The 18,879-nt window shown below is 69.6% G+C and carries 17 protein-coding genes; 9 read left to right on the top strand and 8 right to left on the bottom strand.

The features are described from left to right. Nucleotides 1-50: 50 nt before the first annotated feature. Nucleotides 51-1,280: a hypothetical protein gene (locus NR798_RS47165; protein WP_375769214.1), complete on the bottom strand. Its 1,230-nt coding sequence runs from the start codon at nucleotides 1,278-1,280 to the stop codon at nucleotides 51-53. Nucleotides 1,281-1,450: 170 nt separating this feature from the next. Continuing rightward, nucleotides 1,451-1,753, bottom strand: a complete 303-nt coding sequence (locus NR798_RS47170) for a PAN domain-containing protein (RefSeq protein WP_375769215.1) — start codon at nucleotides 1,751-1,753, stop codon at nucleotides 1,451-1,453. Between the two features lie 353 nt (nucleotides 1,754-2,106). Between NR798_RS47170 and NR798_RS47175 the strand changes: the two genes are divergently transcribed. After that, complete coding sequence (locus tag NR798_RS47175; protein WP_375769216.1) at nucleotides 2,107-5,190, top strand: hypothetical protein; 3,084 nt, start codon at nucleotides 2,107-2,109, stop codon at nucleotides 5,188-5,190. Between the two features lie 118 nt (nucleotides 5,191-5,308). Continuing rightward, nucleotides 5,309-6,595 (top strand): TolB family protein, encoded by a 1,287-nt coding sequence (locus NR798_RS47180; protein WP_375769217.1) that lies wholly within the window; start codon nucleotides 5,309-5,311, stop codon nucleotides 6,593-6,595. 19 nt (nucleotides 6,596-6,614) lie between these two features. Here the strand turns inward: NR798_RS47180 and NR798_RS47185 are convergent, their stop codons facing one another. From NR798_RS47185 to NR798_RS47195, 3 genes are read right to left on the bottom strand one after another with little or no spacing between them, the layout of a single operon-like run. Next, entirely contained in the window at nucleotides 6,615-7,016 is a 402-nt protein-coding gene (locus tag NR798_RS47185) for a phage holin family protein (protein WP_375769218.1), read from the bottom strand. 41 nt (nucleotides 7,017-7,057) lie between these two features. After that, entirely contained in the window at nucleotides 7,058-7,231 is a 174-nt protein-coding gene (locus tag NR798_RS47190) for a hypothetical protein (protein ID WP_375769219.1), read from the bottom strand. 9 nt (nucleotides 7,232-7,240) lie between these two features. Next, on the bottom strand, nucleotides 7,241-8,368 hold the full coding sequence (locus NR798_RS47195) for a hypothetical protein (protein ID WP_375769220.1): 1,128 nt from the start codon (nucleotides 8,366-8,368) through the stop codon (nucleotides 7,241-7,243). Between the two features lie 741 nt (nucleotides 8,369-9,109). Between NR798_RS47195 and NR798_RS47200 the strand changes: the two genes are divergently transcribed. The 6 genes from NR798_RS47200 to NR798_RS47225 all read left to right on the top strand — a co-directional run bounded on the left by NR798_RS47200 (nucleotide 9,110) and on the right by NR798_RS47225 (nucleotide 13,583). Further along, complete coding sequence (locus tag NR798_RS47200; RefSeq protein WP_375769221.1) at nucleotides 9,110-10,111, top strand: hypothetical protein; 1,002 nt, start codon at nucleotides 9,110-9,112, stop codon at nucleotides 10,109-10,111. A gap of 35 nt (nucleotides 10,112-10,146) precedes the next feature. Then, complete coding sequence (locus tag NR798_RS47205) at nucleotides 10,147-11,016, top strand: glycoside hydrolase family 25 protein (protein ID WP_375769222.1); 870 nt, start codon at nucleotides 10,147-10,149, stop codon at nucleotides 11,014-11,016. 49 nt (nucleotides 11,017-11,065) lie between these two features. Further along, nucleotides 11,066-11,584, top strand: a complete 519-nt coding sequence (locus NR798_RS47210; protein ID WP_375769223.1) for a GNAT family N-acetyltransferase — start codon at nucleotides 11,066-11,068, stop codon at nucleotides 11,582-11,584. A gap of 56 nt (nucleotides 11,585-11,640) precedes the next feature. Then, nucleotides 11,641-12,036, top strand: a complete 396-nt coding sequence (locus NR798_RS47215; protein WP_375769224.1) for a hypothetical protein — start codon at nucleotides 11,641-11,643, stop codon at nucleotides 12,034-12,036. Between the two features lie 182 nt (nucleotides 12,037-12,218). After that, a complete protein-coding gene (locus NR798_RS47220) occupies nucleotides 12,219-12,386 on the top strand; it encodes a hypothetical protein (protein ID WP_375769225.1) in 168 nt (55 codons plus the stop codon). A gap of 171 nt (nucleotides 12,387-12,557) precedes the next feature. Beyond that, nucleotides 12,558-13,583 carry a deoxyhypusine synthase gene (locus NR798_RS47225; RefSeq protein WP_375769226.1) on the top strand — a complete coding sequence of 342 codons (1,026 nt, stop codon included), beginning with the start codon at nucleotides 12,558-12,560 and terminating at the stop codon, nucleotides 13,581-13,583. A 65-nt stretch (nucleotides 13,584-13,648) separates the two neighbouring features. Here the strand turns inward: NR798_RS47225 and NR798_RS47230 are convergent, their stop codons facing one another. Continuing rightward, nucleotides 13,649-14,044 carry a GIY-YIG nuclease family protein gene (locus tag NR798_RS47230; protein ID WP_375769227.1) on the bottom strand — a complete coding sequence of 132 codons (396 nt, stop codon included), beginning with the start codon at nucleotides 14,042-14,044 and terminating at the stop codon, nucleotides 13,649-13,651. A gap of 55 nt (nucleotides 14,045-14,099) precedes the next feature. Next, nucleotides 14,100-14,666 (bottom strand): hypothetical protein, encoded by a 567-nt coding sequence (locus NR798_RS47235; RefSeq protein ID WP_375769228.1) that lies wholly within the window; start codon nucleotides 14,664-14,666, stop codon nucleotides 14,100-14,102. Nucleotides 14,667-14,870: 204 nt separating this feature from the next. Between NR798_RS47235 and NR798_RS47240 the strand changes: the two genes are divergently transcribed. Further along, a complete protein-coding gene (locus NR798_RS47240; protein ID WP_375769229.1) occupies nucleotides 14,871-16,274 on the top strand; it encodes a serine hydrolase domain-containing protein in 1,404 nt (467 codons plus the stop codon). 57 nt (nucleotides 16,275-16,331) lie between these two features. Here the strand turns inward: NR798_RS47240 and NR798_RS47245 are convergent, their stop codons facing one another. Next, nucleotides 16,332-18,641, bottom strand: a complete 2,310-nt coding sequence (locus tag NR798_RS47245) for a vanadium-dependent haloperoxidase (protein WP_375769230.1) — start codon at nucleotides 18,639-18,641, stop codon at nucleotides 16,332-16,334. Nucleotides 18,642-18,879 lie beyond the last annotated feature (238 nt).

An 18,879-nucleotide genomic window follows, 5' to 3' on the forward strand; every position in this document is an offset into this window, starting at 1 on the left:
ACTAGCACGCGCGCCGCCGTGCCGCCATGGACCCTGCGTTCAGGCGCGCTTCACGGCGTCCCGCGCACGGTCACGCGCTCCTGCACCAGCTCCGAGTCGCCGCCCAGGGGGACCACCACCTTCTCGATCATCCCGTGGGCGTCCACGGTGATGGACCCCTTCACGGAGCCGATCTCGAGGCTCAGCTCGCGCGCGCCGGCCGGGCCCTTGCGCAGCACATGCCGCATCGGCTCCACCGGGTTGGACGAGGGCGTGTAGAAGTACAGCGTCAGCTCCTGGTCCTTGCCCGTCAGGAGGCGCTCGCGGATCAGGCGCGCCGAGCCCGGCTCCGAGGCCAGCTCCGCCGGGGCGGTGAAGTTGCCATTGAGCTCCTTGCCGCTGTACTTGCCCTCGTAGTGGTACTCGCGGCCCTGCACCTGCTGGAGCGACATCTGGATGTCGAGCTCGCCGTTGTTGGCCCGGGCGTAGTCGCGCGACACCAGCTTGCCGTCCTTGTCGGCCAGCTCCGAGGAGACGCTGTCGCGCGCCACCACATCCGTGGGCGAGCGAGGGATGAGGAAGCTCGACTCGCTCTCGCTGAGCCGCGCGCCCCCGGCCGCGTCGCGCATGACGGTCTTCTCGAAGCCCACCGGGTTGCCCTTCACGCGCAGGATGCTGAACGAGAAGTAGCGCGGGGCGGGCGGCGTCTCGCCGGCGCTCTTGAGCGAGCCGGCCAGCGCGCTGGTGATGCGCTTGAAACTCTCCGCGTAGCCCAGCTCGTCGTGCGTGCACACCAGCGGCAGCTCGTCGTGGCTGAACACCATCATCTTCGCATGGCCCGCCGCCTTGCCCTTGGGCGTGTCCACCAGGTACTGCGCCTCGGCGTACACGACCGGGCTGTCGCCGATGAGCCGCACGTCCGTGGTGCGCACCAGTTGGAGGTCCGTGCGCTGCCCCGCCATCTGCACCAACTGGTAGAGGGCGCCGCCCACGTCCAACGGCTGCGAGTAGACGAAGCACGACAACGGGCTGCCCGTGCCCAGCGGCACGCTGAGCAGGAGCACTCCCTCCTCCTGCTGGAGGGTGGGAGCGCCCGCGGCCTCCACCTCGCCGGTGAAGGAGCCATCCGGCGCGGATAGGGGCTGCTTGGACAGCGGCGCCAGCTCGCGCGCGGCGAGCGCCTCGAGGTCGACCTTGCCCGAGGCCGGAGCGGCCTCGGCGGGAGCCTCCGTCTGGGTGGAGGAGGCCGTGGTGGCACAGCCAGTGAGCAGGCCCAGCAGGAGGGTCGTGCGCAGCCGCATCGTCGATGTCTCCGGAACGTGTCGCGGGAGCCTGCATGGCCCCGGCGCGGGCGGAACCCTAGCGGCCCGGCTCGGGGCCGTGCCAGCCTCCCGAGGCACCAGCCCCCATCGCGCGCGGTGAACCCCCCCCAGGACCCGCGCGCCAGGGAATGCCCCTCCTGTCGAACGGACTACTGCTTGACGCCAGAGATGCAGCAGGTGCTCGTCGTGGCGGTCGGCACCACGCCCTTCAGCCAGCAACGCGCGTTGGTGCCCTGGATGCCAGGCTTGACGTACGTATAGGCCAGGCAGGACGTGTCGTTGTCGCACGCCGTGCTGCACAACGTCGGGTCCGCGGAGGAGAGATCGAAGCTCGTGTAGTCGCCCCCCATGCGGTCGGTGTCGTACTCCATCGTGACCGCGGCGTACGCCACCGTGGCGCCCAGCAGCAGTCCGGCCACTGCGAGCAGCGATGCCTTCTTCGTGTGCGTCATGATTCCCTCTTGTTTGTAAGTGTAAGCCCGTATGGCTTCACTCGGGCCTGTCTTTCCTGACAAGGCGCGCGCCCCAATAGCAACTCCTTGCATCCACTGTCCAGCCGTAACGCAATGGAAGCATTCCCATCCGCGCCGGTGAAAAAACTCCATCAGACAAGAACGAAAGACTTGTATTGACCGCAAAACAGCCCTGTGTCATTTGCAGGCCGCCCGCTCTGCCGTTGGCAGTCTTTCCGCTTGGGTTTGGCGCTGGACGAGGAGCGGAGCCGCGTCTCAACACCTGCACCAATACGAGGATCTTGTGCCATTGAAGAAGCATTGGGGGGGGACTTGTCTGTCTGATGGGAGTGATGGGCAGTGGTTGCTGGGAGAGCGAGCCCGCGCAAGCACCCAGCGCGCGGCCCACGCTCGAGCAGCCCATCACGCAGGGAACCAGCATCTCCGGGAGGTATTACAAGCTCGACGTGGTGGCGATGTCGGGCCAGGGGCTGGTCGCGCCGGTCAATCCGGCCAACCCCTCTCAGCAGCTCATCAACGAGGCGCCCGCCATCAATGATCAAGGCCGGGTCACCTTCGTGGCGAAGGTGAGTTCGGGCGCGGACAACCTCTTCATCGACAATGGGTCCACCACCCTGACGCCGCTGGCGTCCTCCAGCCGCAGGTATGGCTCGGGCCCGCGCATCAACACCGCCGGCCACGTGGCCTCCCAGGACTCGCTCACCACCAGCTACTGGGAGCGCATCTGGACCGGACAGGAGACCAACACCATCGTCGAGCGGAGCGGAACGCGCTACACCTCCGTGGGCGCATGGCCCGCCTTCAATGACAATGGCCAGATGGCCTTCGCCGCCATCCGCAACTCCGTCACCAACTACCTGGTCACCAAGGACTCGGTCGCCCACGAGCTGCCGGTCAGCTGGTCGGTCCGGCCGGCCCTGGCCAACGACGGCCGGGTCGTCTTCAACGAGAACCTGCTCACCGGTCCCATCTCGCTGACCCCCTATGACCTGAGCAGCAAGGAGACCATCGCCGACGCCTCCTGCTTCTCGAAGCTGGGGCGCTTCGCCGCCATCAGCCCGGATGGGCGCGTCATCGTCTTCTACGGCGAGACCACGCCGGGTTGCACGCTGCTTCCCACCCATGACCAGGACTCCCCGGCGGGCATCTTCGCCAGCCTCCAGCTCAACGCCGGTGGCCGCAAGCTCGTGCGGCTCTCGGGCGTGAAGGTGGAGCACGTCCAGCGGGACAACAGCGGCAACAGGGACGGGACGTGTGACAGCGGCGAGCTGTGCAGGCTCGGAGAGCTCGGCTTCGACATCGATGGCTCCGCCTACCGCTTCGCCTCGTACGACAACAACTCGCGAATCGCCGTGGCCCATCAGCCGCTCGGCGAGGCGGGCGTCCTGGATGACAGCTTCGTCGTCACCTTCGTGGCCACGCCCGACAAGGCCAACGCCATGGGCACCTTCACCGCCCAGAAGGGCATCTGGACCGTCCGCGTCGATGTGGACGGCGTGAACGCGGATCCCACGGTGAAGCTGTCCATGCCGATGCCCGTCATCCAGGTCGGTGACTCGATTGGAGACCAGGTCGTCTCCGAGTTCAGCAGCGGCAACGGGTCCGCCTACCCGGAGATCGCCAATGCGCGGACCGACCTCTCCGGCGCCACGCGTGAGCAGCGGCGGGGAGATCACCGGGTCGCCTTCTACGCGAAGACGAGCAGCGGCCAGTTCCTCCTCGTGCGCGGAGAGCATCTGGACTCGGACGAGGATGCCCTGGCCGACCACTGGGAGCAGAGCGGCATCGACTTCAACCAGGATGGCACGGTGGACCTGGATCTGCCCGGGCTCTACAGGACCCACCCCCTCATCAAGGATCTCATCGTCGAGCTGGATTACATGCAGGACACGGCGCACAGCCACATGCCCCACCCGCTGCGGCTCAAGGCCGTGCATGACGCCTTCGCCCGGCATGGCATCCGGCTGCACCACTTCATCGATGATGCGGTGGCCGAGGAGCAGACCCTCGCCTTCTTCCAGAACGGCACCCTCCGCACCGACATCCCCATCCCCAGCCCGCTCAAGTACTTCTCGGACTACAAGTACGGGGACGTGCAGAACCTCTGCGGCACGGCCTCCCTCGGCCGCTCGTCGGAGCGGCTCGGCAACGCCAACTGCCTGAACATCCTGCGCGCCCGCAATATCTCCACCCGCTATGCGCTCTTCGCCCACCGGCAAGCGCAGGCCAAGGCCACGGGTATCGCCGAGTACGGTGGGAATGACCTGCTCATCTCCATCCTCGACAAGGACCCCGCGACCGATGCCAACTTCGCCAAGGGCCTCCGGGACGCGAGAGGCGATGGACAGTCCTGCACGCCGGATGATGACGTGGGTGCCGACCAGGGCCTGAAGTGCGGGATGAACGAGCTGGTGGCTGGCACGTACATGCACGAGCTCGGCCATACCCTGGGCCTGCGCCATGGCGGTGCGGACGACACCAACTGCAAGCCGAACTACGTGAGCGTCATGAATTACTTCTTCCAGGCCAAGGACGTGCATCCCTCGCGCAAGCTGGACTACTCCGACAGCGTGCTCGAGCCGCTGGATGAGCGCAACATGGACGAGCACTCCATCATCCCGTTCCCCCTGGACACCATCTACTGGGCGACCAACGGCACTGACATCTTGCAGGCCCCGGCGAATTCGGTCGAGGTGGATTGGAGCGGCGACGGGATCATCCAGCCGGCCCCCCAACCGGTGGACATCACCTGGTTCGAGCCCAGGGGCTGCAAGGACAAGGTCCAGACGCTCCTCGAGGGTCACGAGGACTGGTCCAAGCTGCGCTTCGACTTCCGCCGCAATGCCGAAGGGAGTGCGTCCCTGTCGGGTGCGCCCTTCTCCAGTGAGGAGTTCGACCCCGATTCCCTCTACACGGTGGGCGCGGCGCTCGACTCGGATGGGGACGGCGTGGTCAACGTGGACGACAACTGCGTCATGGCCCCCAACCCGGGGCAGGAAGACCTGGACGCCAACGGGCAGGGAGATGCGTGCGAGGTCGTCGCCGCACCGACCGATCTGTCCGCCAGCCTCTCCGCGTCCGCGAATCCCAGCCCGGTGGGGACGAACCTGACGTTCACCCTCACCGTCACCAACCAGAGCACGTTCCCCGAGACCCAGGTGACCGTGTTGCAGGAGCTGCCGGCCAACGCGGACTTCGTCTCGGTCTCCAGCGCGCAAGGCCAGTGCAAGCGCAACGGGCTGGCGGTGGGGTGTGATCTCGGTGGGCTGATGGGTAGCGCCTCCACGACGGTGAGCGTGGTGGTCCGGCCGACGAGCGTGGGCAGCGTCACCACCTCCGTCGAGGTCACGGGCGTGCAGTACGACACCGCGGACCAGGACAACACCGCCTCGGCGAGCGTCACCATCGACCCGTAGTCCTCATCACCGGGGGAACACCCCGGGCCGTTACCAGGGTGGACGCCGGGCATGCACATGGGGCATGCCCGGGTTCATCCTGGGAAGGGCAACACCTCGCGGACCCTGGAGGCGGAGAATGCAACGCACGCAGCGCATGCGCGGGAAGCGCCTGGCCGTCACGGCCCTGCTGCTCCTGGGCCTGGGGTGCCTGGGTGCACGTCCGGCACCACCCGTCGTGCCGGAGCCCGCGCCTGACCCTGGCCGGACGGGGCCAGGGCCGTGGCTGCTGCGATTCGAGCAGTCCAACCTGTGGGTCCGGACGCCCTCCGGAGACACGGGCTACGCGTTGACCCGGACAGGCCGGGTGGTGGCCACGCCGCTGGCCGGAACGGAGCTGGGGTGGAATGGCGTGGCCATCTCTCCGGATGGGCGCCGGGTGGCCTACGTGGAGACCGCCGGACGCCCTGGCACCACCGCCATCGCGGGGTGGAGCCTGCTCTGGGTGGTGAACGCCGACGGCACGGAGCGCCGCCTGCTGGTGGACCTGCGCGAACACACGCCCCTGGAGGGGGACGTCCGTGCCGGGGCCATCCTCTGGTCCTCGGATGGAAGCCGGGTGGCGTACGTGCTGGAGTCGTTCGAGAAGAAGTCCCGCGGGCGGCCGCGGGGCTGCCCGCTCGCCACCGTCGAGGCGGTGGAGCTTGCCAGCGGCCGCCGGGAGACCGTGTTCACCTCTCCCGAGCGGGGGTTGCTCCAACCCCGAGGCTGGCCGGTGGAGCGCGGGGAGTTCTTCTTCTCGTTGCAGTGCAAGACGCCACCGGATCAACCCTGGTCGACCGGCAGCTTCGTCACCCTGCGGCTCGGCGGGAGCGCACGGGAGCGCCACGCACGAGGCTCCCTGTCCCCCGATGGTCAGCATCTGCTCCTGCTCCCCTCCGAGCCTCGCTGGGAGCGGCAGCCGCCCGCCCCCCTGTGGAATGGCCAGGAGCTGGAGGCGCCCCCGGACTTCCATCCCCTTTTCGCGCAGCACGTGGCCTGGATGCATGAGCAGCCCGTGGCCTACGTCACCACCTATCGCGGGTACGGCGGCGATTGCATCGCCTCGATGGAGCCACCGCCCGCGCTCTACCGGGTGGAGGGAGGGAGCGTGCCCCGGGTGGAGCACCGCACGAGGTACCCCTGGCTGGTGGTGCTCGATTTCTCTCCCGACGATGCGTACCTGCTCATGGCCGTGGTGGCGCGCCGCCCCCAGGACAGGGACGGATGCGCGATGCACTCCTTCGAGTCACTCCGGGTGGCCGAGCGCTCCCGCTTCGAGGCCCGCACCTCCCTGGAGGAGCTCCTCGCCACCAGCGTCCGGGTCGATGAGCCCTCGGCTTCGATCGGCCGGCCCCTGCAGGGCTTCATCGGCTGGCTGCGCTGAGCACCGGAAGCACGCGGCCTCAGTGCTTCGTGAGCTCGATGTGCTGCCGGAGCTCCTCGAGGTCCATCGACATGCGCTCCAGGGTGTGCCGCATGGGCTTTTTCGGCAGCTTCGTCCAGCCCACCGCCCCGAGCACGGCCGCGAGCACGAAGGCCACGCCCGCGCCGATGAGCGCCCCGGCCCACATGGGCAGGGCCAGCGCCGCCGCGCCCGCCACGAAGAGCAGCGCCAGCCCCACCAGCGCCAGCGCCGCGCCGCCCCCCACGAAGATGCCCGAGGCGCGGGCCGCCCGCACCTCCTCCGCGAGCTCCACCTTCGCGTGCAATAGCTCCGCCTTGGCCAACAGCCGCGCCTCGCTCATCGCCCGCCGGACGAGCTCGTTCGTCGACAGGTCCTTCTCGGGCATCTTCCAGCTCTCCACGGCCTGCCTCCTCTCGACCGCCGCGCACACGCGGCCCCTGCTCACGTCGCCCTCCGCCTCCACTCGTAGGCGAAGTTGAGGATGGCCAGCGTCACCACGCCGACGGCCACCCCGAAGGTCAGCCAGAGGAACCAGCCCACCACGCCGCCCTGCACCAGGGCCACCACCCAGAGCGCCAGCAGTCCCAATCCCATCAGCAGGTAGAGCAGCGGCATGGCTCCTCCCTAGATACGCCCGAGCACCCCGAACAACAGCCGCGGCGCCACGTCCTCGTTCGTCGCATTCACCCCCACCGCCCCCGTCACCACGAACGAGGAGCCCACCCGCAGGCCCGTGCCCACGCTCGCGTTCACCGACGCGTCCTCTGCCCCGAGGGGATTCACGTAGTACGCGTCCCCCTGCAGCAGCAGCCTGTCTCCAATGGGATGGTCCGCCGCGAGCCCCAGCAGGTAGTCATCCTCCGTGTCCTGGCGAGCGCTGTAGCCCACGTTGCCGTGCAGCCGCGTCTGGCCGAACGTCTTCGTCGCCAGCACGCGGGCCTCCGCGCTCACGCCCTCCTCGCCCTGCGGGCTCGTCACCTGGCCCCACAGCGCCAGCTGGGGCCGCGCGCCCTTCTCGTCCACGAGCTGGCCCAGCGCATAGGCCGACACCGCCCCCGTGGTGCCCTCCTGCTCGCCCGCGAGGTTCTGCAACTGCGCGCCCGCGCCGAACTCCACCTTCCACGGCGTGCCCACCCGCACCTGCGGCTGCAGCACGAAGCCCACCTCGCCCGTCTGCGTCCGGTTGGCCACGTTCACCTCGCCCAGCACCTCGCGCTCCGCCGGGTCGGCGTTCTGCACCGTCAGCATGTTCGTGTTGCGCAGCAGCTCCAGCGCCTCCTCGCGCTCCGACTTCTCCTCCAGCACCGGCTCGGCCTTCGCCGCCTGCACCGGAGCGGCGGGGAGGGCGCGGCGGGCCTCGGCCTCCGCCACCGACTGGCGCAGCTCGGCCACCTCCCGGCGCAGCGCGCGCAACTCCTCCGTCACCGCGCTCCGCTCCTCGGGGGGGTTCGCTTCCACCGGCGCGGCGGGCAACGGGGGCTCGGCGGACGGCGGCGGCTCGACGGTGCCTTCTTCACCGGAGCCACCCGTGGCGTCATCACCGCGGTCCTGGGGCTCCCGCCGCGCTTCGGCCAGGCGTTGGCGCAGCGTCTCCCGCTCCTCGCGCAGTTGCGTCAGCTCCGCGCAGTCCTCGGTGCGCAGGACGGTGACCGACCCCGCCCCGGTGTCCACCGTGCAGCGCGCCTGAGTCGCCGTTCCTTCTGCCGCGCCGAGGCTGGCCACGGCCAGCAGCGCCATCAGCGGTTGCAGCATCCCGTCCCTCCCGGAGCCCATTCCATCGGGTTGAACGTGTGACCCTGAACGGTTCCCGGCAAGGCAGGGCAGCCAGCCGCGTCGAGCCCGCCCGGCTGCGCAAGCGCGGAACGACCCGGGCCCTCGGACGGGGAGGGCTGGCTGCTCCCCTTCAAGGCAGGCAAGGGAGGACCCCCTTGCCCGGGACACCGTGCCTGCGCCCCCAGGCTCACGCCGCGCGGAGCGAGGAGGCCAGGCGCCCGAAGTGCGCGGCGGCCTCGGCGACGCTGTCCTCGGCACGAATCCGCTCCCCGAGGGCTGCGGCCCGCGCGCGCATCGCCTCGTCCGCGACGGTACGGCGAAGCGCCTCGGCCAGCCGCTCCCGGGTGAGGCGCGCGCGCGGAGCGCGCGGGAGCCAACGGCGAGCAGCTGATCTCCGCGCTGGTGGGCGCCATCATCCACCGGGCGATGCTTGAGCACGCGGACCTCTCGAAGCGTTGGCTCGCGTCGCTGGTGGACCTGGTGCTGCTCGGCGTGCTCCCCCGGGAGTGAGCGTCGCGCCCACGCGCGAAACACCGGGCCTCCCACACCCATTCACAAGTGGGAAGCCCGGACGTCATCTGACTGTCGTCACCGCTGCCCTCGCCCCCCCGAAATTCCATCGGGGGCGTTGCCCGGGAAAAACGGCCACGGGTCTCAATCGTTGCCGGCACCGCATGGACGCGGTGCGCCGGGGAGCGCGCCCTCCCCCGGAGGAGATCCATGTCACGCCGCATTCCCACCCAACCCCTCGCGTTCCTGCTGGTGGCCCTCGGCTCGGCGGCGGGCGGTGCGTACGCCTACCACCGCTACCGGGACGCCGACTGGGAGCGCCGTGAGAACGAGTACCAGCGCCAGCTCCAGGGCAAGCTCACCGAGAGCGAGAAGCAGATGCAGGCGCTGAACACCGAGCTGGGCACGGCGCGCGCCCACCTGGTGACCCAGGCCACGGTGGATGAGAAGTACCAGGCCCTGCTCACGGCCAAGGACGCGGACTTCGAGAAGTTCCGCCGCGAGCATGCGCTCGCCGTGAAGAGCCTCTCCGACGCCACCTTCCGGCTCCAGCAGCGCGAGCACGGAGGGACGCAGACGGCGCACGAGGTGCCCCCTTCCCCGCCGCCCTCGGGCGAGCCCGCGGTGCCCTCGGCCCACCCGGTCATCGCCTACGAGTTCACGGACCCGGAAGGCCGCGTCCAGCTCAAGGACCCCAACATCTGGGTGCAGGGCGACGAGGAGCTCCAACTCCAGCAGCTCTTCCGGGTGGAGGGCACGGTGCTGCAGCAGACGAACGGCTCGCTGATGACCGAGCGCATCCAGCTGCAGGAGGTCTCCGCGGATGGCACGGGGAAGTACCGGGAGCTGGCGTCGGCCCGGCTGGTGGATGCGAGCTTCACCTATGCCAATGCGCCGCTGGAGGGGCCGCCGGGCGGGCTGAAGTGGGGCCCGTCGTGGATGGCCACCATGGGCACCTCGTTCCGCTCCGAGAGCCTGCTGCGCGTGGGGGCCTCGGCGCGGGTGGTGAAGTGGGGGCCGGTGGGCCTCGCCGGAGGGCTCTCCTCGGACTTCCTGTCGCTGGAGGGCAGCGGTGGGGATGCCTTCGTCACCTACACCCCGTCCCTGAATGGGCGGGAGCTGGGGCTCGTGTTGGGCGGAGGCGTCCACCTGCCCCTGGGCGGCACGCAGCGCGTACGCCCCAACCTCACCCTGAGCTTCGTCGTCTACTGAAGGAGTGCACGGCAATGACCTCGTGGAATGAACGCATGAAGTCGCTGAAGCTGCTGGGACCCCTGATGTTGACCGTGGCCTGCACCTCACCGGAGGCTCCGCCTCGGCCCCCCGCCGCAACAGCACCCGTGGCGGTAGCCGCGGCCCCGGTGGCTGCACCCGCCGCGCCGGCCGTGGCCCCCGCCTCCGCCGAAGCCAGCGCGGTGCAGGAGCCCAGCACGGCCGCTCCCACCGCCACCCAGACCCCCGCGGCCCACCAGGTCGCGGCGCGGGCGCGGGGCATCGATGTCTCGCATTACCAGCCGACGGTGGATTGGGATCGCGTGAAGAGCTCCACGTCCTTCGTCTTCATCAAGGCGACGGACTCCACGGGCGTGGTGGATCCGCGCTTCGCCTCGCACTGGAGCGGAGCGAAGAAGGCGGGCCTGCCGCGGGGGGCGTACCACTTCTTCCACCCGAAGCATGACGTGGACCAGCAGGTGGCGCTCTTCACCCGGCACCTGAAGAGCGACCCCGGCGAGCTGCACCCGGTGGTGGACGTGGAGGAGTTCAAGACCGAGTACCAGGGCTTCACGTGCGAGCAGCTCTCGGGGATGCTCCAGCGCTTCTCCCAGGGGGTGGAGAAGGAGCTCGGGCGCAAGCCGATGATCTACACGAATCACCAGACGTGGCAGATGAGCTTCTGCAACCACCCCTACTTCGTGGACCACCCGCTCTGGCTCGCCCAATACACGAGCCACGCGACGGAGCCCAAGCTGCCGCCGGGCTGGAAGCGCTGGCTCTTCTGGCAGTACTCGGAGAGCGGCACGGTGCCGGGCATCCCCGGAGCAGTGGACCAGAGCTACTTCAATGGCAGCGCGCAGGACCTGATGGCCCTCTCCCAGGCCCAGGCCACGGCGGACTAGGGCGCGCCGTGTTGCGCGCGAGTCCGCCTCGGGCGCAATCTGCGCGGCCATGATTCAGCACTTCGAGCGCACGACGACCGAGCGGCTCCTGCTGCGCCGCCTCCAGGAGAGCGATCTGGACGCGGTGTTCACCATCCATGCGGACCCGGAGACGAACCGCTTCAGCCGCTCCGGGCCCGTGCGCTCCCTGGACGCCGCGCGCGAGCTGCTGGCGCTCTGGCTGGAAGACTGGGCGCGCCTCGGCGTGGGGTACTGGGCCGTGGAGCGGCTCGACGCGCCGGGGACCGTCGTGGGCTTCAGCGGCGTGCGCCACAAGCAGCTCGAAGGACAGACGGTGCTCAACCTCGCCTACCGCTTCAGCCCCCAGTGGTGGGGCTCGGGGTATGCGACGGAAGTGGCCCGCGTGGCCCTGACGCTGGCCCGGAAGCACATCCCCGACGTTCCGGTGGTGGCCCTGATCGACGTGGACAACGTGGCCTCCCTCCGCGTGGCGGAGCGGCTCGGGATGCGGCGGGACCGGGTCATCGACTACGTCGGCGCCCCGAGTGCCGTGTACCTGGCCGGGTAGACGGCGGGCAGCCCCGGTTGCGGCCAGTACCCGGCCCACGTATAGGAAGGGGCACCGTGGCGCTGGCACTTCGCATCTTCACGTTGGCTCTTCTGCTCGGCTGGCAGGCCGTCGCCAGCGGCGTGGGGCTCGCGCACTACTGCCCGAAGCAAGCCGCGACCACCCGCAACTGCCACTGCCCGCACGAAGAGAAGGAAGCGCGCAACGCCTCGCCCGATGAGGCGATGGTGCGCAAGGATTGCTGCGACGCGCTGGACCGGGACCTCCCCGCACCAGCCCTCGTGGACGTCTCCAGCCACGCCGCCTCGCTCGCGATCCCTCCGGCACCTCCGCCGATGGGGCTCCTCTTCAAGGCTCCCGAGGGTGGCAGCCGCCTCTCGCTCGCCCTCTGGGACATGCCCCAGGCCCAGGGCCCCCCCGTCTTCCTCCGCATCCGCACGCTCCTCATTTGAGCCCTCCCCGCGCTGTTCCGCACGGGAGAGGTGTGTCCTGGCACATCCGCGCCACGCCACCCCTCCGCCCGTCGAGAGCCTGAGGAGCCGGACCACGGCCGCGGAGGAGGTGCCACCTCATCGCACGGGCCGGGGCCGGCGTCATGACACGCATTGACGTCGCGAATGAGTGAGACGAACACATGGAACTGATTCTGGTCTCGTTGGTGGGCATGGTCGTGTTTGGTGGCCTCTTCCTGTTGCTGTGCCCGGAGTGGTGGAGCACGAGCCTGGGCACGCTCAAGGACAAGCAGCCGGCGAAGAAGACGAAGGAAGCCGGCGGCTCCGAGGGCCCCAAGACAGACACCTGACGCGCCCCGCTTGAAGCGGCGCCCTTTTCATGTCAGAGAGGGCGCCGTTGCAGCCATCCGGCGCTCCGATGGCGGCCCGCACTCCGTGCCGGGCCGTAGGACGCTCCGGGTGGTCTTTGCTCGCGGCCCAGGCCCCCGGGACGTTCCACCGGTCGCTTGGAAGCACACCGCATGACTCCCATCAAGGCAGAGCTGCTCCGGGACACCATCGAGCACATCGACATCAAGGCGCATGACGTCCGTCCGCTCGTGCGAGCCATGGGCCACATGGCCTTCCAGGCTCGCAACCTGCACCGCGCCGCTACCCTCTACGACGCCATGCTCGAGGACACGGACTGCGGCGTCATCCTGTGCCTGGCCGGCTCGCTCTTCTCCGCGGGCCTCAAGCAGGTGGTGGTGGACCTGGTGCGCCACCGGATGGTGGACGCCATCGTCTCCACCGGGGCGCTCATCGTGGACCAGGACTTCTTCGAGGCCCTGGGCTTCCGCCACTACCGAGGCAGCCCCCACGCGGACGACAACACCCTGCGCGAGCTGCACATCGACCGCATCTACGACACCTTCATCGACGAGGACGAGCTGCGCGAGTGCGATGCCACCATCGCCCGGCTCGCCAGCGAGCTGGAGCCCCGCCCCTACTCGTCCCGGGAGTTCATCGGGGAGATGGGCGCCTACCTCGCCCGTCATGGGAAGACGCGGGAGAGCGTGGTGCTCGCCGCGCACGAGGCGGGAGTCCCCATCTTCTGCCCGGCCTTCAGCGACTGCTCGGCGGGCTTCGGGCTCGTCCACCACCAGTGGTCCCGCGAGGGCAAGCCCCGGCTCTCGCTCGACAGCGCCCGGGACTTCCTGGAGCTGACGCGCTGCCGGCTCGCCCTGAAGGACTCGGGCCTCTTCATGGTGGGGGGTGGCGTGCCGAAGAACTTCGCCCAGGACGTGGTGGTGGCGGCCGATTTCGTCGGCCAGCCGGTGGCCATGCACAAGTACGCCGTGCAGCTCACCGTGGCGGACGAGCGGGATGGGGCCCTCTCCGGCTCCACGCTGCGCGAGGCGAGCAGCTGGGGGAAGGTGGCCACCACCGCCGAGCAGATGGTGTATGGCGAGGCCACGGTGACCCTGCCGCTGGTGGCCGGCTACGCCTTCCATCAGCGTCACTGGGAAGCGCGGCCCGAGCGCCGGCTGGTGGCCGCGTGCCAGTGACACCGGGGGCCTGAGCCACGGCGGCGCTCCGTACAGGCCACCTCGTACGGAGCGCCACGGCCCGCTCACGCCGGCGAGCCGTTGTAGCCAGCGTCGCCATAGGGGCGGAGCCGCTCGAGCCAGAGGGCCTCCAGCACACTCAGCTCCTCCTTCGGATCCGCGCGGGGCTCCTCCGTGGGAGGCAGGACGTCGAGCACCTCGAAGGAGAAGCTGTCGGCGCCGTAGCGGTTCCAGTCCTCCTGCAGCGCGGGGTGCGTGCGGTAGCAGCCAGTGGACAGCGCGAAGCGGGTGCGATTGAGAATCCCCGGGAGGTTGACGCTCGAGCCCACCAGCACCTTGCCATTGGCGTGGTTGCGCACGGCGTACACCCCCATCGGGGGAGGCTTCTCCTTGTAGGCTCGTTTCAACTCCGCGCGGCGCGACGGGCCGCCCTGCTGGGCTCCAGGGTCATTCACAGACATACGTGTCTCCTCCAGGTCGTGAGTCGTGAAGCGTCGTGAAGCAATGACGGGTGCGTCAGCCCGCGTAGCCGAGCGCGATGAGCTTCTGCTCGAGCCGTGCACGGGCGGCCGGGTCGAGCGGCTCCACCCAGTTGAAGCCCATCCGCGCCCAGTCGGCGTCGGCGGGGTCCACCCCGAGCGCGGCGAGGAAGCCGGCGTCGGTGATGAAGAACTGCTCGCGGAAGGGGAAGAGGTAGCCTCCCCGCGCCCGCAGCGAGGCGAGCGCCTCCTCGTAGGAGGAGAACCAGCGGTTGAGGAAGGCGCCGCGGTTCCTCGAGAAGAACGCCTCCGTGTCGAGCTGGGGCACCTCCTCCTCGCCCAGCGCCTGCTTGAGCGCCGCCCAGGAGGCATGGCCCTGCTCATGGGCGATGACGGCCAGCGCGTGCTTGCGGCGCACCGAGTCCCTGCGGGCGAGCAGCTCGCCGGGAGACACGCGCGCGAAGGCAGGCAGGGCGCACAGCCGCTCCGCGGCCCTCGTGGCGCGGGAGGGCTCGGCGGACAGCAGATCCTTGAGCAGGATGGATGCCCGGACCTTGCACTCGCGGAGGCTGTGGGGAGTCACAGTGCGGGACTCTGTTCCCATGACAAATCCCTCGTCGTCGGCCCTCACCCGTTCAGGGGCCGTGGAAGGAACTCATCGAGAACATGTCGAACCGCGGGGTGAAGCGAGGGTGACGTCGTCTTTTCGGGCAGGCGCCCCTCGGCACCTTCGCCACAAGCTAAGGAAGTGGAGCCCGGCTGGCAAGACCTTGTCGACACGCCTTTTCTCACCTGCTACCCGGGCGGCATGCGTTCGAGCACCCAAGCCCTTCTGCTTCTGGCCGCGCTCCTGCTCCCCCCGGGCTGCGCGACCTCTTCCTCCACCCGCACGGACGGCTACCTCCAGGCCGTCCTGGAGAAGAACCACGTCCCCGGCGCGGCCGTGGCCATCGTGCGCGACGGCCGCATCGAGCACCTCTCCACGCACGGCCTCGCGGACCTGGAGTCCGAGGCGAAGTCCGGGCCCGACACCGCCTTCCAGATCGCCTCCGCCACGAAGATCTTCACCGGCACGCTGGTGATGCTGCTGGTGCAGGAGGGGAAGCTCGGCCTCGACGAGCCCCTGTCGAAGTACCTGCCCGATGCGCCCGAGAGCTGGAAGGCGCTCACCGTGCGGCACCTCGCCGCCCACGTGTCGGGGCTGAAGGATGGTGCCGACGAGCAGACGAGCACCAGCGCCTCGGTCGCCGAGCGGTACGAGGCCGCCCGGAAGGAGCCCCTGGCCTCCCCGCCCGGCGAGCGCAGCCAATACGGCCTCACGGACTTCGTCGTGCTCACCCATGTCCTGGAGAAAGTCACGGGCCAGCGCTTCGAGGAGCTGCTGCGCACCCGCGTCTTCGAGCCGCTCGGCTTCACGTGCACGCGCTACGAGCACGCCCGGCAGCAGGGGCCGGTGCGCATCGCCGATGTCATCCCGCGCCGCGCCACCACCTACCGCTACGCGGACGGCGTGCAGCAGCGCTCCTGGTTCCTCTACCCCCCGCACACCTATGCCGCGGGCGGAGCGTTCTCCTGCGTGAAGGACCTGGCCCGCTGGGCCGTGGCCATGGACCAGGGCACGCTGCTGAGCCCCGAGACGCAGCGGGCCGCCGCCACCGCCTTCAAGCTGAACGATGGCCGCGAGGGCAGCTTCGGCGTGGCCTTCAGCCTGGGCAGACTGCGGGGCCTGTCCACCTTCGGGCATGCCGGGGGTGGCTCGCTCGCCGACGTGTTGCGCGTGCCGGAGCAGAAGCTGACGGTCATCGTCCTCACCAACGCGCAGGGGCTGCTGCCGCTGCTGGCCCCCAACATCGCGAGCCTCTACCTGCCGCCGCTGCCGGAGCTGGACGCGCCTGGCATCCCGGACGCGGAGCCGGCCCTGACGGCGGTGCTCCGCGGGGCGGTGGACGGCCTGCTCAACGGCACGCTCGAGGACGCCGCCTTCGCGCCGAGCGCCCAGCAGGAGCTGGTGCCGATGCTGCGAAGCTTCGGCACCCCGGACAACGCCCTCCAGCCGCCCCTGCGCCGGATGACGCTGCTCGAGGACCGGCGGGACGGCGAGTCGCGCAAGCGCGTCTACCGCGCGGTGTACGGCGAGGATGTCTCGCTCAAGTGGACCTTCCGCCTGGACGCCGCGGGGAAGATCCTCGACCTGGAATACGACTGGGAATGAGCCGCGTGAACCGGCCGGGGAAGTGTGGTCCCCGGCCGGCCGTGCGGCGTCATCACCTCATGAGGCGGGGACGGGCTCCACGCAGCCATCGAAGATGCGGATGGTGGTGCCGTCGAACTTCGTGAGCTGGAAGAAGGCGTCGTCCTCGTTGAAGGTGCGGCTCATCTCCTGGAGCAGGCCGATGGCGATCTTCTCGCCCAGGGGAAGCGACTCGGTGTAGTCGCTGCGCCAGTGGACGCCAGCGGCGTTGCGGAAGAGGGCAAGGTTGCCGGCCAGCTTGTTGAGCTCGCCGCCCACCGTCAGCTGCGAGGCGTCCGCACCCGCGTAGGCCACGAGCGCGGTGCCATCCGCGTTGGACACCACGGGGTTCTCGACGGGGGTCTTCTCGTCGAAGAAGGCCTTGAGGATGGTGACGCACGCGCCGGAGATGGTGGCGTGGCCCGCGCCGTAGGCCGGGTGCGTGGGCGCGCCCTCGGGGTAGGCCTGGGGCAGCAGGTACGTGCCGCTGCCGTAGCGCGCCCTGAAGGGCAGACCGAGCCCTCCGGTGGTGTTGCCGAGCGAGTTCCGGATGCCGGCGCTGAACGGGTAGGAGCGCCGGTTGTTGAGGGTGTTGTCCACGCGCCCGCCGAACTCCTCGGGGCGCAGGCGGCGGTGCACGCCCCACTTCTGCCACCACACGGCGCGCCCGGCGCGTCCGGCCACTTCGATGAGCGTCTGCAGCAGGTGGATGGGGCCGAAGGTGGCGAAGCCCACCTGGGTGCGCGAGTCACCCGCCGTACCGGGCGGATCGTACGGGTTGCCCGGGTTGTAGGGGAACTCCAGGTCCACCATGGGCCGGCCCGTGCCCGCCGTGCTGCCCTGCTTCTGGTCTCCCGTGGGCTCGGACATCAGGAGGAAGGCCGCGTTGTAGAAGGCGTTCACCACCTGGTCGAAGTGGACGTAGTTGGCCCCATCGCGCAGGTTGCGGATGAAGCGGCGCTGCGTCAGGTCCAGCTGGTCCTTGCCCCGGTCATCCCGGCCGTTCTGCACCGGCAGCCAGTCCTCGGTGAAGCGGGTGAGGTAGTCGGCGGCGGCACCAATCTCCGGGAAGCCCTTCACCGTCCACTGCCGCTGGTCGATGACCTGCGAGCCGTAGGTGATGTAGCCATCGGTGGCGTCGCGCCCCTGGCCGGCCGGCTTGCGCGGGTCCACGTTGCCCTTGAGGAGGAACTGCGAGACGTACGGGCCCACCTGCTCGCCGGGGTAGATGCCGCGGAAGAGGTTCTGCGCGGTGACGGTGCGCGTGCCGCCGAAGCTGGGGAACTCGTTGTTGAGCGAGTCGATGGCACGCTGGAGGATGCTGCCGGAGGTGCCGGCCTCGGTGGCGTACTGGATGAAGGGCACGTCGCGGGCCAGGGCCATCCAGTACAGCTCTCCCAGCTCATCGGCCGCCTGCTCGCTGTCGAAGCGCGGCGCGGGGGGCAGGGTGAACGCCTGGGCGTCCGGGGCCTCCAGGTCGAAGGCGAGCCCCGCCTGCGGATTGGTCAGCTTCTTGGCGCCCCCCAGGAGGATCTCCTCGAAGTCACCGGGGTCGCGGCTCTCCAGGGCACGCAACAGCGAGCCGTAGGAGACGGGCTCCGGGTCACCCACCGAGTCGTGGCGCAGGCCCTTGGAGTAGTTGCCGACGAAGGATTGGCCCGGGTAGTTCACCTCGTCGTTGTTGTTGACGTGCGCGGCGTGCGGACGCGCGGCGGCGAGCTCCGCGGCCTGCTCGCGCACGCGCTGGGCCGACAGGCGCCGCTCCTCCACCCGGCGGGGGAGGCCCGCGTCCGGGGTGTTGGCCGAGTCGAAGATGGCCAGCCCCAACGAGGGGAACTGCAGATCCCGTCCGGCGCCGAAGGACAGCTTGACGGCGGTGAGCGAAATCGGGTCCGCCTTGCTGGCCAGCACGCTCCAGCTCTTGCCATCCCCCGAGGTCTCCCAGTACGTCGTCCCCGAGTTCTCGCGCAGCCGCCACCAGAGGTGCCGCGCGGGCTCGTAGGGCACGCTCGCGAGCGCGGTGCGCGTCCCCCCAACGGTCTGGCCGCAATACAGGATGCCGTTCTCGACGAGGAAACCCACCTCATTCACCTCCTCGGTCACGAACGCCCGGAAGAAGGTGCGCGCCCCCAGGACGGGCCTCAGCGTCTGGAGGACCTCGAGCGTGAAGCTGGAGTCCGTCAGGTCATACGCGACGTTGGACGTGTAGCCCGAGGCGGTCTTGCTGCTCCCCTCGAGGCGAAGCTCCAGGCGCTGGTTGACCTCCCGATACGTGCCGAAAGGGAGCCACTTGCTGGTGTCCGTCGAGTTGTCATTGAAGTTGTCGCTCAGGGTGTGTGCTTTCGCCATGGTGTGCTCCCACTCCGGGACAAGACCCTCTCGGGTCTCGCGGCCAGGGAACGTCCCCGCCGCGTGTCTGGGTATAAGGGAGCCGTCTGACAGGCTTTTCAATTCGTATCATTCATAACACTGCATTGGGATTGGATGATTCCACGCCCGTCCCGGCATGTCTGGGAATGGGTGGGCCGCGCGCAGGAGGCACTCCCCACTCGGCTCCCTGCCGGACGCGTCAGCGGTCCGCCGGCGC

The sequence above is a fragment of the Archangium gephyra genome (genome assembly GCF_042230915.1).
Lineage (GTDB): Bacteria > Myxococcota > Myxococcia > Myxococcales > Myxococcaceae > Archangium > Archangium gephyra_B.

What these genes read in the sequence shown, in the direction of transcription:
- NR798_RS47165 (WP_375769214.1), bottom strand. Translation starts at nt 1,280, where the DNA reads ATGCGGCTGCGCACGACCCTCCTGCTGGGCCTGCTCACTGGCTGTGCC.
- NR798_RS47230 (WP_375769227.1), bottom strand. Translation starts at nt 14,044, where the DNA reads ATGTCTGTGAATGACCCTGGAGCCCAGCAGGGCGGCCCGTCGCGCCGC.
- NR798_RS47240 (WP_375769229.1), top strand. Translation starts at nt 14,871, where the DNA reads ATGCGTTCGAGCACCCAAGCCCTTCTGCTTCTGGCCGCGCTCCTGCTC.
- NR798_RS47175 (WP_375769216.1), top strand. Translation starts at nt 2,107, where the DNA reads ATGGGCAGTGGTTGCTGGGAGAGCGAGCCCGCGCAAGCACCCAGCGCG.
- NR798_RS47210 (WP_375769223.1), top strand. Translation starts at nt 11,066, where the DNA reads ATGATTCAGCACTTCGAGCGCACGACGACCGAGCGGCTCCTGCTGCGC.
- NR798_RS47245 (WP_375769230.1), bottom strand. Translation starts at nt 18,641, where the DNA reads ATGGCGAAAGCACACACCCTGAGCGACAACTTCAATGACAACTCGACG.
- NR798_RS47205 (WP_375769222.1), top strand. Translation starts at nt 10,147, where the DNA reads ATGAAGTCGCTGAAGCTGCTGGGACCCCTGATGTTGACCGTGGCCTGC.
- NR798_RS47195 (WP_375769220.1), bottom strand. Translation starts at nt 8,368, where the DNA reads ATGCTGCAACCGCTGATGGCGCTGCTGGCCGTGGCCAGCCTCGGCGCG.
- NR798_RS47170 (WP_375769215.1), bottom strand. Translation starts at nt 1,753, where the DNA reads ATGACGCACACGAAGAAGGCATCGCTGCTCGCAGTGGCCGGACTGCTG.
- NR798_RS47225 (WP_375769226.1), top strand. Translation starts at nt 12,558, where the DNA reads ATGACTCCCATCAAGGCAGAGCTGCTCCGGGACACCATCGAGCACATC.
- NR798_RS47180 (WP_375769217.1), top strand. Translation starts at nt 5,309, where the DNA reads ATGCAACGCACGCAGCGCATGCGCGGGAAGCGCCTGGCCGTCACGGCC.
- NR798_RS47190 (WP_375769219.1), bottom strand. Translation starts at nt 7,231, where the DNA reads ATGCCGCTGCTCTACCTGCTGATGGGATTGGGACTGCTGGCGCTCTGG.
- NR798_RS47235 (WP_375769228.1), bottom strand. Translation starts at nt 14,666, where the DNA reads ATGGGAACAGAGTCCCGCACTGTGACTCCCCACAGCCTCCGCGAGTGC.
- NR798_RS47200 (WP_375769221.1), top strand. Translation starts at nt 9,110, where the DNA reads ATGTCACGCCGCATTCCCACCCAACCCCTCGCGTTCCTGCTGGTGGCC.
- NR798_RS47220 (WP_375769225.1), top strand. Translation starts at nt 12,219, where the DNA reads ATGGAACTGATTCTGGTCTCGTTGGTGGGCATGGTCGTGTTTGGTGGC.